The organism is Sneathiella glossodoripedis JCM 23214, from assembly GCF_000616095.1.
GTDB lineage: Bacteria > Pseudomonadota > Alphaproteobacteria > Sneathiellales > Sneathiellaceae > Sneathiella > Sneathiella glossodoripedis.
The window spans coordinates 565,001-577,421 of record NZ_BAMS01000002.1 but is presented as its reverse complement, the minus strand read 5'-3'; the positions used below and the strand labels follow the sequence as shown (position 1 = coordinate 577,421).

The 12,421-nt window shown below is 49.9% G+C and carries 10 protein-coding genes and 2 pseudogenes; 8 read left to right on the top strand and 4 right to left on the bottom strand.

Features of this window, described 5'->3' with window-relative positions; translation table 11 throughout:
• Positions 1–13: 13 nt before the first annotated feature.
• The 3 genes and pseudogenes from lpdA (at position 14) to JCM23214_RS10910 (ending at position 2,863) form a co-directional block, all read left to right on the top strand.
• Positions 14–1,413, top strand: a pseudogene (lpdA, locus tag JCM23214_RS25990) (dihydrolipoyl dehydrogenase).
• Between the two features lie 29 nt (positions 1,414–1,442).
• Positions 1,443–2,399 carry a lipoyl synthase gene (lipA, locus tag JCM23214_RS10915; RefSeq protein ID WP_025898977.1) on the top strand — a complete coding sequence of 319 codons (957 nt, stop codon included), beginning with the start codon at positions 1,443–1,445 and terminating at the stop codon, positions 2,397–2,399.
• Positions 2,400–2,419: 20 nt separating this feature from the next.
• Entirely contained in the window at positions 2,420–2,863 is a 444-nt protein-coding gene (locus JCM23214_RS10910; RefSeq protein WP_025898976.1) for a type II toxin-antitoxin system RatA family toxin, read from the top strand.
• On the opposite strand, the gene JCM23214_RS10905 is transcribed toward JCM23214_RS10910, so the two are convergent.
• From JCM23214_RS10905 to ispD, 4 genes are read right to left on the bottom strand one after another with little or no spacing between them, the layout of a single operon-like run.
• Positions 2,860–3,357 (bottom strand): CinA family protein, encoded by a 498-nt coding sequence (locus JCM23214_RS10905; protein WP_025898975.1) that lies wholly within the window; start codon positions 3,355–3,357, stop codon positions 2,860–2,862. The genes JCM23214_RS10910 and JCM23214_RS10905 overlap by 4 nt on opposite strands.
• Positions 3,354–3,836 carry a phosphatidylglycerophosphatase A family protein gene (locus JCM23214_RS10900; RefSeq protein WP_025898974.1) on the bottom strand — a complete coding sequence of 161 codons (483 nt, stop codon included), beginning with the start codon at positions 3,834–3,836 and terminating at the stop codon, positions 3,354–3,356. The genes JCM23214_RS10905 and JCM23214_RS10900 overlap by 4 nt, the downstream gene beginning before the upstream one ends.
• The gene (gene ispF, locus JCM23214_RS24510; protein ID WP_199899515.1) at positions 3,833–4,366 is read right to left on the bottom strand and encodes a 2-C-methyl-D-erythritol 2,4-cyclodiphosphate synthase; all 534 of its coding nucleotides are present in this window, start codon (positions 4,364–4,366) and stop codon (positions 3,833–3,835) included. The genes JCM23214_RS10900 and ispF overlap by 4 nt, the downstream gene beginning before the upstream one ends.
• A complete protein-coding gene (ispD, locus tag JCM23214_RS24505; protein ID WP_199899514.1) occupies positions 4,363–4,974 on the bottom strand; it encodes a 2-C-methyl-D-erythritol 4-phosphate cytidylyltransferase in 612 nt (203 codons plus the stop codon). The genes ispF and ispD overlap by 4 nt, the downstream gene beginning before the upstream one ends.
• 128 nt (positions 4,975–5,102) lie before the next feature.
• On the opposite strand from ispD, the gene dusB reads away from it, so the two are divergent.
• The 5 genes and pseudogenes from dusB to ntrX all read left to right on the top strand — a co-directional run bounded on the left by dusB (position 5,103) and on the right by ntrX (position 12,389).
• Positions 5,103–6,095, top strand: coding sequence for a tRNA dihydrouridine synthase DusB (dusB, locus tag JCM23214_RS10890; RefSeq protein ID WP_025898973.1), 993 nt, complete (start codon positions 5,103–5,105; stop codon positions 6,093–6,095).
• Between the two features lies 1 nt (position 6,096).
• Positions 6,097–7,218: a two-component system sensor histidine kinase NtrB gene (locus JCM23214_RS10885; protein WP_025898972.1), complete on the top strand. Its 1,122-nt coding sequence runs from the start codon at positions 6,097–6,099 to the stop codon at positions 7,216–7,218.
• Positions 7,218–8,665, top strand: a pseudogene (gene ntrC / locus JCM23214_RS20320) (nitrogen regulation protein NR(I)). Before JCM23214_RS10885 ends, ntrC begins: the two are co-directional and overlap by 1 nt.
• Before the next feature lie 107 nt (positions 8,666–8,772).
• Entirely contained in the window at positions 8,773–10,980 is a 2,208-nt protein-coding gene (locus tag JCM23214_RS10875; RefSeq protein ID WP_159104343.1) for a sensor histidine kinase NtrY-like, read from the top strand.
• A 2-nt stretch (positions 10,981–10,982) separates the two neighbouring features.
• Positions 10,983–12,389: a nitrogen assimilation response regulator NtrX gene (ntrX, locus tag JCM23214_RS10870; RefSeq protein ID WP_025898970.1), complete on the top strand. Its 1,407-nt coding sequence runs from the start codon at positions 10,983–10,985 to the stop codon at positions 12,387–12,389.
• Positions 12,390–12,421: the final 32 nt, after the last annotated feature.

Below are 12,421 nucleotides of genomic sequence, written 5' to 3'. Positions count from 1 at the left end.
GGGAGGGAAGTTCATGAGTGATAGCGAATTTGATCTTGTCGTGATTGGCTCCGGACCGGGTGGCTATGTTGGGGCAATCCGCGCGGCTCAACTGGGGTTGAAAACGGCTGTTGTCGAGAGAGAGCATTTGGGAGGTATCTGTCTGAACTGGGGCTGTATTCCAACCAAAGCCTTGCTGCGAACGGCTGACATTTACCGCAATATTCAGCATGCTGCCGGATTTGGGATCAAGGTGGATGGCTCCTCTGTTGATCTTGAGGCAACTGTCAAAAGATCCAGACAGGTTGCCGCGCAGCTTTCAGGCGGCGTGTCGGGACTGCTGAAAAAGAATAAAGTAACCGTTATCAATGGACATGGAAAGCTTGCCGGTAAAGGTAAGGTTGAAGTTGACGATAGAGCAAAAAGTCGGTGATTTCAGCCAAGCATATCATTCTGGCAACGGGCGCCCGTGCCCGTCATCTGCCGGGAATGGAGCCGGATGGCAAGTTCATCTGGTCGTACAAGGAAGCATTGGTTCCTGATACTCTGCCAAAGAAGCTTCTGGTTGTCGGCTCCGGCGCTATAGGAATTGAATTTGCCAGTTTCTTTAACGCGCTTGGCAGCGATGTCACGGTAGTTGAGGTGATGGATCGCATTTTGCCGGTTGAGGATGCTGATATTTCCGCATTTGCCGAAAAGTCCTTTAAAAAACAGGGAATGAAAATCCTCAAAGGAACGACCGTCAGCGAGCTGAAAAAATCGGCAAAAGAAATCACAGCTACCTTCAAAGATAAGAAAGACAAGGTCACAACTGACAGTTTCGATCGCGTGATTACGGCTGTCGGTATCGTTGGTAATGTGGAAAATATCGGCTTGGAGGGAACGCGGATCAAAGTTGATCGCACCCATATCGAGGTTGATGAGTTTTCCCGCACAGCAGAGCCGGGCGTCTACGCTATCGGTGATCTGACCGGTCCGCCCTGGCTGGCACATAAAGCTTCGCACGAGGCTATAATTTGTGTTGAAAAAATTGCCGGAGAAAAGGACGTCCATCCGCTCAAGGTGGAAAATATTCCCGGCTGTACCTACTGTCATCCGCAGGTGGCTTCCGTTGGCCTGACCGAAGAAAAGGCGAAAGAGGCGGGCAGGGACATCAAGGTTGGCCGTTTTTCCTTTGTTGGAAATGGCAAGGCAATCGCTCTTGGGGAGCCCGAAGGGCTGATCAAGACGATTTTCGATGCCAAAACCGGAGAATTAATTGGTGCCCACATGATCGGCACTGAAGTTACAGAGTTGATTCAAGGCTATGGCATTGCTAAAACCCTTGAGACAACTGAGGTCGAATTGATGCACACCGTCTTTCCGCATCCAACTCTTTCGGAAATGATGCATGAATCAGTTCTTGATGCTTATGGTAAAATGATCCATTTGTAGATCTATAGTATCTAGGTTAGTGAGAGCCCATGTCTGATGCCGTCCAAAATACTCCGCGGATTCGCCATCCTGAAAAGCGGAACCGTCCGGATAACCCGATCCAGCGCAAACCCTCCTGGATCAGGGTAAAGGCACCTGTCTCAAAAACATATAATGAGACGAAGGAGTTAATGCGTGGGCTGAACCTGACAACTGTCTGCGAGGAAGCTTCCTGTCCAAATATTGGTGAATGCTGGTCCAAAAAGCACGCCACCATGATGATCATGGGCGAAATCTGTACGCGAGCCTGTGCGTTTTGTAACGTATCCACAGGGAAACCCAATGCGCTTGACCCGTTCGAGCCATTTAATGTCGCGACAGCCGTGAAAACCATGGGGCTTAATCATGTGGTGATCACCTCAGTAGACAGGGATGATCTGGATGATGGGGGTGCCCGGCATTTCGCTGAAGTTATTCAGGCCATACGCGAAGCAACTCCTGAAACCACAATTGAAATCCTCACACCGGACTTTTTGAAGAAGGACGGCGCTCTTGAAATTGTTGTGGCGGCTAAGCCTGATGTGTTCAACCACAATCTGGAAACGGTTCCCAAGCTGTATACAACCGTGCGTCCCGGTGCCCGGTATTACCACTCCCTGCGCCTGTTGCAGCGGGTAAAGGAGATAGATCCAACGATTTTCACCAAGTCGGGCATTATGGTCGGGCTTGGTGAAAATAAAGACGAAGTTGCGCAAGTGATGGATGACATGCGCTGCGCTGACATCGATTTTCTGACCATTGGGCAATATTTGCAACCGACCGTCAAGCATCACGCGATCGATCGCTTTGTAACTCCTGAAGAGTTTAATGCTTACGAGCGGCAGGCTTATAACAAAGGGTTCCTAATGGTGTCGTCCTCACCTTTGACCCGCTCCAGCCATCACGCTGGGGAGGATTTCGCCCGCCTTAAAGCTGCACGTGAAAAATTACAGGCCAAACAACAGTAATGAGTTAGGTTTTCGCCGTTATGCCAACACATGCAGAGCAACGAATACTGCCGTTCACACCGCGACAGCTTTATGATCTTGTTGCCGATGTGGGCTCCTATCCTGAATTCCTTCCCTGGTGCGTCGGTGCCAGAATAAAGGAAAAGACGGAAACTCGCGTTCTGGCTGATCTGGTGATCGGATATAAAATGTTCCGTGAACGGTTTACATCCCGGGTGACTTTAAGCCCGGAGCAGCCGCGAATTGATGTTGAATACATGGACGGGCCTTTTAAATATCTGAATAACCACTGGATATTTATGGAGCATCCGGATGGGTGCGAGATCGATTTCTACGTGGATTTTGAATTTAAATCAGCAATTTTGCAAAAAACCATAGGGCTTCTGTTCAATGAAGCGGTCCAGCGTATGATCGCCGCTTTCGAACAACGCGCACACGATTTATACGGTGATCCCGCAAATTAGGATGGGCACGCCTCAAGTAGCATCTCGAGCGCTGTTTTAATGGTTTCAATCCTTACATAATCCCGGCCGATATCGCCGTAATCCATTTGTCGGTGTTCTATGACCCCATCGCGTCCGGCAATTGCCAGATGAACCCGGCCAGCGGGTTTATAGTCACTGCCACCGGGGCCGGCAATACCGGTTACGGCAATTGCCAGATGCGCAGCTGAGTGGCGGATTGCTCCCAATGCCATTTCTTTAGCCGTCTGCTCGGCAACGGCCCCGACCTCTCTTAAGGTGTCCGCACTTACGCCTAATACCTGCATTTTGGCTTTGTTCGTGTAGGTAATGAACCCTCTGTCCACAACCGCAGACGATCCGGCAACATCAGTTAAGGCACCGCCGATAAGTCCGCCAGTACAGCTTTCTGCGGTCGCGATAAAATATCCTGCCTCTTTGGCCCGGACGATGACAGACGTCGCCAGTTCATTGATTTCTTTGGGAAGAATGCTCATGTCATTACCTCTATAATAACGCGCAGCGCGCCCAGTGCGAAAAGCCCGGCCAATATATCATCTGCCATGACACCTAATGCGCCTTTTATATTTTTATCCATCCAGCTTATGGGCCATGGCTTTAAAATGTCAAAAACTCGAAACAGCAGAAACGCCAGTATATAATAAATCGGGTTCGCTCCTGCGATCAGCAGGGGAAGCCATTGTCCGGCAACCTCATCAATTACAACTTCACCCGGATCCTGTCGTCCGGTTTTTGTCACGTAAACATGGGTTGACCAGATCCCTAGAACGAAAACAAGGACAATCGCCTGCAATAACAGCAATTGTCCTCCCAGTTCCATAATCAGATACCCAAAGGGAAGCGCCGCGAGGGATCCCATAGTACCCGGCGCTTTGGGAGATAATCCAGACCAGAACCATGTGCAGAAGATCACCGCCGGATGTAATTTGGATAAGTCTTTTGAAGGTATTGTCATATCGGTAATCTGACCGTTGCGACGGCTTTGGCCGCAATTCCTTCTTCTCTACCTGTGAAACCCAGCTTTTCTGTGGTCGTTCCCTTGACGGACACACGGTCCACTTCAATCCCCAGAATTTGGGAAATCCGGGTCTTCATCTCTTCGCGATGAGGGGAAATTTTTGGTGCCTCACAAATAATTGTCAGGTCCACATTACCAATTATGCCTCCCCGCTGTTTTACCAATTCATTTGCATGTCGCAGGAACTGATCTGATCGGGCACCCTTCCATCTGGAATCCGAAGGCGGGAAATGGGTGCCGATGTCTCCTTCGCCAATAGCGCCAAGGATTGCATCCGTAAGGGCGTGAAGTGCAACATCTGCATCTGAATGTCCCTTCAGGCCTTTTTTATGGGGAATTTTTATTCCGCCCAGCCATAACTCGCTGTTTTCGTCAAAAACATGCACGTCATACCCAAAGCCGGTGCGAATATCCGTTAAATAATCATGGGTCACGCGATCAACATCCTCTGCGGTTGTGATTTTCATGTTCTTTTTGGCTCCTTCAACCAAGTGACCTCAATGCCTGCCAATTCTGCGAGTGCAATGTCATCCGTGACCAACTGGCCCTTGTAGGTTTGATGGGCTTTTAAGATATCAGCATATCGAAAACATTGAGGCGTTTGAGCAAAGACAAGTTTGTTTCGGTCAATCGTGCCCGTCACCTGTTCTCCATCAATTGTCTTGACGGTATCATTCACTGCCATAGCTGGTAGCACCACAGGTGACTTTTCAAGGCCTTCAAGGCATCTGGAAATCAGCTTGGCATCCACAAACGGGCGGGCTGCGTCATGGATCAGAATGTTTGTGGGTGGATGATCCTGCAGGGCGAGCAATCCATTTAAAACACTTTCCTGACGCGAACTTCCGCCCATTATCGGCGCCGGTAGATCCAGATGGCCTACGCATTGCTCGTATAAATCCTGATCCGCAGGCGCGATAACGACCTGCACCTGCGCGATTTCAGGATGTTCCAGAAATGCGCGGACTGATTTTTCCAGTACGGTTTGTGATCCCATCTTTAAATATTGTTTGGGATAGCTAAGACCGCTCCGGCTGCCGCTTCCCGCGGCGACAATTAGGGCTATTGAAGTCATGGCGAGACATTACGAGGCCATGCTGCTCGGTTCAATAAAAATGATGTGTCTGACAAGAATTGGTTGCACTGCAACAAAAATCTGGATAAACTGCACAAAAGTTAGTCAAAAATGATTTTGCACAAATAATGACCATTCGTATCGGCGACACAACTCTGCAAATGCCTGTATTGCTGGCTCCCATGGCCGGCATTACCGATTTGCCTTTCCGCAGGATTGTTAAACGATTTGGTGCCGGGCTGGTTTTTTCGGAAATGGTCGCCAGCAAATCCATGGTGCAGGAAACACGCCGATCAATGCGCATTGTCAAAACGGATGAGCAGGATAACCAGTTGATGGCGGTTCAGCTCGCCGGATGTGAGCCAAATATCATGGCGGAAGCTGCTCGGCTCAACGAAGAACTTGGTGCCCGGATCATTGACATCAATATGGGCTGCCCGGTGAAAAAGGTGACCTCCGGTATGGCAGGCTCGTCTTTGATGAGGGATCTGTCCCATGCAGCGAAAATTCTGGAAGCGACAGTAAACGCGGTCTCCATTCCTGTGACGCTCAAAATGCGGACCGGATGGGATGATGAAAGCCGCAATGCGCCGGAACTTGCGAAAATTGCCGAAGATGTGGGAATTAAAATGTTGACCGTTCACGGTCGAACACGTTGCCAGTTCTTCAAAGGACGGGCCGATTGGCAATTTATTCGCAACGTGAAGGAAGCTGTTTCCATTCCTGTCATTGCTAATGGCGATATTCAGACGGTTGAGGATGCCGGTACGGCGCTTGAAGCATCTGGCGCCGATGGTGTGATGGTAGGGCGGGGCGCTTATGGTCGGCCCTGGTTTGTCTCTCAGGTGGCGCAGTATCTTGACAGTGGTGAGTATGTGCCGGATCCGGATTATGCGGCGCAGATGAAAATCGTGCTGGAACATTATCAAGGACTTATTGACCTGTATGGTGAGGTTGCTGGACCGCGGATCGCTCGTAAACATCTCACCTGGTATTCAGAGCGTTTGCCCGGAGGTTCGGATTTCCGCTCTAAAGTAATCAGGATGGAAGATTATCGTCAGGTTATGGAGGAAATATCAGCCTTTTATACCCGGCTCGAAACTGAAGGAGAAGTGGCCTGATATGAGGGTAGGTGTTTCAGAAGCAGCATTGGATGAAAACTCCGACGTTAATGCCTTTTCGATCCTGATGGTCCTGCCTGATCCCATCATTGTTGTGGATGCCAGAGGCTATATTCCTTACGCAAATCCCGCGGGAGAGGAATTTTTCAGCTCCTCCATCAATATGCTTAGAAAGACAACGATTGATCAGCTTGTGCCTTTTGGTAGCCCGTTGCTGTCGTTGATTGAACAGGTCCGTGAAACGGGTGATCGTGTGTCTGAATATGGTGTTGATTTGGGAACGCCAAAAACGGGTGTGCGAAATGTGAATATCCAGGTTTCCTCGTTGTTCAATGACAGCAAGGTTGTTGTTCAGATTGAAGAACGGACGATGGCTTCTAAAATGGATCGCCAGCTCACTCATCGCGGCGCAGCCAGATCGGTTACTGCTATGGCAGCCATGCTGGCACATGAAGTGAAAAACCCGCTTTCCGGCATTCGTGGGTCGGCGCAACTCCTTGAAATGAATGCAGATGATGCAGACCGGGCGTTAACCCGCTTGATCTGCGATGAAACGGACCGGATTTGCGCTATTGTCGATCGAATGGAGGCTTTTTCTGATGACCGTCCAATCGAAAGAGAAGCCGTCAATATTCACGAGGTGCTCGAACATGTTCGGCTTCTGGCCCGCAATGGTTTTGGCAAAAAGGTGAAATTTTCCGAGCAATATGATCCCTCACTTCCTTTTGTTTATGGAAATCGGGATCAGTTGGTTCAGGTGCTGCTCAATCTTGTCAAGAATGCCTGTGAATCTGTCCCCGAAGATGGCGGGGAAGTTACGCTGACAACAGCCTACCGGCCGGGGGTGCGCTTGGCAGTTCCGGGAAATCAGGATCGCGTGCAGTTACCTTTGGAAGTTGGGGTCAAGGATAACGGTCCCGGCATATCCGAGGAGCTTTTGCCACATATTTTTGATCCTTTCGTTACCACCAAAACCGGCGGAAGTGGCCTTGGTCTGGCTTTGGTTGCGAAAATCGTCGGGGATCACGGAGGGATTGTTGAATATGACAATTCCGGTACGGGCGGTCACTTTCTAATTCGTCTGCCGATTTATCATGTACGCAAGTTGAAAGAAGAGAGCTAATGGTTGGAACAATATTGGTTGCAGATGACGATCAGGGTATTCGTACCGTATTGGATCAGGCTCTCGGCCGGGCAAATTATACAGTAAGATCAACAGGTAACGCGGCAACTCTATATAATTGGGTGTTGGAAGGTTCAGGTGATCTTGTACTGACAGATGTCGTAATGCCCGATGAGAATGGCCTCGATCTGTTACCAAGGCTCAAGAAGGTACGCCCCGAATTGCCGGTTATAGTAATGAGTGCGCAAAACACACTCTTGACGGCGATAAAGGCAACGGAGCGCGGTGCTTATGATTATCTGCCAAAACCCTTTGATTTGAAGGAGTTACTTCAGGTTGTTGAAAGGGCACTTTCAAAGCCAAAGAAGGTGAGGTCGCCGGGTTTCGATGCGGATGAAGACGAAGATACGAAAATTCCGCTCATTGGTCGCTCTCCTGCCATGCAGGAAATTTATCGGGTACTTGCCCGCCTGATGGGAACGGACCTTACTGTCATGATCACGGGCGAAAGTGGCACGGGTAAAGAGCTGGTTGCACGGGCCTTGCACGAATATGGCAAACGCAAAAATGGCCCCTTTGTACCTATTAACATGGCGGCCATACCCAAAGAACTCATTGAATCTGAATTGTTCGGGCATGAAAAGGGGGCCTTCACGGGGGCTGATAGTCGTGCTGTCGGACGTTTTGAACAGGCGCAGGGCGGTACCCTGTTTCTGGACGAAATCGGTGATATGCCACTTGAGGCCCAGACGCGCCTGCTTCGGGTGCTGCAGCAAGGGGAATATACGACTGTAGGGGGCAGGACCGCTATGAAAACCGATGTTCGCATTATTGCTGCAACCAACCGGGATTTACGCCAGTTCGTCCGCCAGGGCCTCTTTCGCGAAGATTTGTTTTACCGTCTGAATGTGGTGCCATTGAGGCTTCCTCCTTACGTGAGAGAACCGAAGATGTTCCAGATCTGGTCCGGCATTTTCTGGCACTGGCGCAGGAAGGGCAGGAACATCCTGTCAAAAGCATTGATAAAGATGCGTTGGAACTTCTTAAAAAGCACAAATGGCCGGGCAATGTGCGTGAACTTGAAAATCTGGTTCAGCGATTGGTTGCTCTGTATTCCGAAGAAGTGATCGATGCCAAGGTTGTTGCAATGGAACTGCAGCCCATTGCCAATACCCCAACTCCAGACGCAGTGCCCAATGATGAAAGTCTGTCAGATGCGATTGAGCGTCACATAGCTAAATATTTTGCCGCCCATCCGGGTAGTTTGCCGCCACCGGGATTATATGAACGGGTATTGCGCGAAATGGAACGTCCGCTGATCACGCTGTCATTGGACGCTACCAATGGTAATCAGATCAGAACAGCCGAATTGTTGGGGCTGAACCGAAATACTTTGCGCAAAAAGATAAGAGAGCTTGATATTCAGGTTGTTCGCGGCATAAAGTGATGCTTAAATGCCACAAATGTGGTGTTTTTGACCTATGATCGTGAACGGGGACTGAAAATTACTTATATTTTCGCTTTGCGATGTCCATCGGCGAAAGTCGAGGTGTGATGCAAACAACTCAGGCTAAACCAGCTACAGGTACAACCGCTATGCGGTGGGCGCGAAAAATCGGGCTTGGGCCAAAAAGCTCGTTCGTGGTCGCCATGCTTTCTATTGCGGCTGGTCTTGCGACCTATGGGTCGCTGACCGGGGATGACCCACGGATTACGCGCTATCTTGTCATTGTTGATCTGGTGTTGCTTATTTTGCTGGTTACGATTGTGTCCCAGCGTTTAATTCGCATGTGGCGACGTCAGAAAATGGGCAAGGCCGGCAGCAATATGCACCGCCGGGTGGTTCGTCTGTTTATGCTGATTGCAGTGGCCCCAGCCTTGATGGTGGCTATATTCTCGGCGCTGTTCTTTAACGTCTATTTTCAGAAGCATTTCTCCGAACCGGTGAATATGGCGGTTTCAGAAAGTCTCGCTGTTGCAGATAGTTACATTAAAGAGCATATCCAGAATATCAGGGCTGATATTCTGGGGATGGCGGCTGATATTAATCGGGTTCCACTGCGAGTGCTGCAAGATCCGGACATCTTCAGCCGGTTCCTGACAGAACAGGTAAGTGCCCGAAATCTGAGTGAAGCCATTGTCATAGATGGCACCAAGCGGATTATTGCCCAGTCCAGTCTGAGCTTTGCCGTTGAGTTTGACCAGATACCTGATGAGCTATTTGCAAAAGCACGTGGCAGCGAGGTTATCATTCTGGCAAACGAGGACACGGACCGGGTTCGCGCGCTGTTGCGCATTGACCGGATGCTAGACGGGTATCTATTTGTCAGTCGCTATATTGATCCGCGCGTTCTGGAGCATATGGAAAGAACCCGAAAAGCCACCCGTGATTATCAGCAGTTGCGCGAAGAAGGTTTTGGTATTCAGATTCAGTTTGCAGTGATCTTTATCATGATTTCCGTCATGGTGGTTTTGGCTGCCGTCTGGTTTGCCTTGGCCATTTCATCGCGGCTTGTCAGCCCGATTGAGGGACTGGTCAATGCGGCTGAGCGGGTGCGTGATGGTGATTTGCAGGCCAAGGTGGATGAGCGCACTGCCTATGACGAAATGGCTTTGCTCAGTCGAGCTTTCAATCGGATGACTGGCGAACTTCTCTCTCAGCGCGAGGAGTTGGAGGCGACAAACTCCCAGCTTGATGATAGACGGCGATTTACGGAAACAGTGCTCTCGGGCGTGACTGCGGGCGTGATCGGCCTGAACCGTGATGGCATCATAACCCTGCCAAATCGGACGGCCGGTAAGCTGCTGGACATGGAGCCAGCCGACATGATTGGCAAGTCGCTCGTTGAAATTGCCCCTCAATTGCAGGAATTGCTGTCGTCTGTAGTGGAGCGCCCCTATAAGATCGCGCAATCGCAAATTCACCTGCAGACAACTGAAATTCAGCATCATTTACTTGTTCGGATCGCAGCTCAGCTTTCAAGTAACGGTGTTGACGGATATGTGGTGACCCTTGATGAGATAACCGAGCTGGTATCTGCGCAGCGCATGGCCGCTTGGGGTGATATTGCACGGCGTATCGCCCATGAAATTAAGAACCCCCTGACACCAATTCAGCTTGCGGCAGAGCGGATCAAGCGCAAATATGCCAAACAGATTACCAGTGACATGGAAACCTTTAACAAATGTACGGATACGATCATCCGGCAAGTGGGTGATATTGGGCAGATGGTGGATGAGTTTTCTGCTTTCGCCCGTATGCCGGCGCCGGAATTCCGACCCGAACAAGTGTCAACAATCCTTGAAGAAGCTGTCTTTTTGCAAAAAGTGGGAAATCCGGACATTACTTACGTGATAGACGATAATCTGCCCGCAAGTCTTTGTCAGATAGACACCCCTCAGGTAACGCGTGTTTTCACAAATCTGTTGCAGAATGCAGCTGACTCCATTCACGGGCGCGAAGGGGATCCGGAAAAGCTGGAGCCGGGTGTGATCAATGTTTCCATACGCGAAACCGAAAATCAGTTGATTGTAGAAATAGTAGATAATGGTCGTGGCCTGCCCGAGGAAAACCGGACCCGGCTGACGGAGCCCTATGTAACGCACCGGGAAAAGGGGACTGGCCTCGGGCTTGCAATTGTAAACAAGATTATGGAAGAACATGGTGGGACGCTTGCGCTTATGGATGCCGATGATGGGCCCGGCGCCAAAGTGCAGGTTTCCTTTTATAAAATCGAACTTAAAGAAGCAGCAGGGAATTAATCATGTCAGCGGACATTTTGATCGTCGACGATGAAGCAGATATTCGGGAATTGATTGCCGGTATCATGGAAGATGAAGGGTTCGAAACCCGGGAGGCTGCCAACAGTACAGAATGTCTGGCTGAAATTGAACTGCGCAGGCCGTCACTGGTCATTCTGGATATCTGGCTGCGGGGTAGCCAGCTTGATGGAATTGAAATCCTTCAGGAAATTCGTAAAAAGCATGATGATCTTGCGGTTATCATGATTTCTGGTCACGGAAATATTGAAACAGCGGTCAATACCATCAAGATTGGCGCTTATGATTTTATCGAAAAACCTTTTAAAGCTGATCGGTTAATTCAGGTTGTTGAAAGAGCACTTGAGGCTGCGAGGTTAAAGCGCGAGGTTGCTGAACTCCGTCTGAAATCTGACGGGGCTTCTCCCAAACTGGTCTGCCGCTCCAATGTGATGCTAACCCTGGAACAATCCATTATGCGGGTGGCGCCAACCAATTCGCGCATCATGATCACCGGCCCCTCCGGCTCTGGAAAAGAGGTTGTTGCCCGGATGATCCACGCCAATTCCTTGCGCTCAAACGGGCCTTTTGTGGTCTTAAATGCGGCCACACTTGCCCCTGAGTTGTTGGAAATTCAGCTTTTCGGCGTGGAAGATGGCCATCTGAATTCAACAAAAGGGCCCAGACGCGGATTGTTGGAGCAGGCGCATGGCGGCACGATTTTTCTCGATGAGGTGGCTGATATGCCGCTCGAAACTCAAGGGAAAATCCTGCGCGTACTGGTGGATCAGTCCTTTCAGCGTGTTGGCGGCAGCGATAAAGTAAAAGTGGATGCCCGGGTAATTTCTTCTTCCAGTCAGAATTTGAAAGACGCCATGGCCAAAGGGCGTTTTCGCGAAGATTTATATCACCGTCTGAGCGTGGTCCCTCTGCATATTCCCGCACTGAAAGAACGGCCCGAAGATATCGCACCGCTCGCCCGACATTTTATTGATCGGTTCTCAAAAAGTGCCGGACTGCCCGCGCGAAAAATTGGTGAGGATGCCATCGCAACTCTGCAGGCCTCAAGCTGGCCCGGCAATGTCAGACAGCTTAAAAATGTGATTGAGCAGATCATGATTCTTGATCGCGGGGATCGCACAAGTGTCATTACTGCGGATATGATCCCATCAGATGCCGGTGCGTCAAACTCGGTAATGGCGGGTAGCAGTGATCAGACGGAAATCATGACACTGTCATTACGCGAGGCTCGCGAGCGATTTGAGAAAGAATATCTTGAGGCTCAGGTCAATCGATTTGGCGGAAATATATCCAGAACTGCGTCTTTTGTAGGGATGGAACGTTCTGCCTTGCACAGAAAACTGAAGTCCCTCGGCATTCATAACAATGACAAAGCCAAAGAAGCAGAGTAAGTTCGACGCTGATATTTGAACCTAGGGGATTT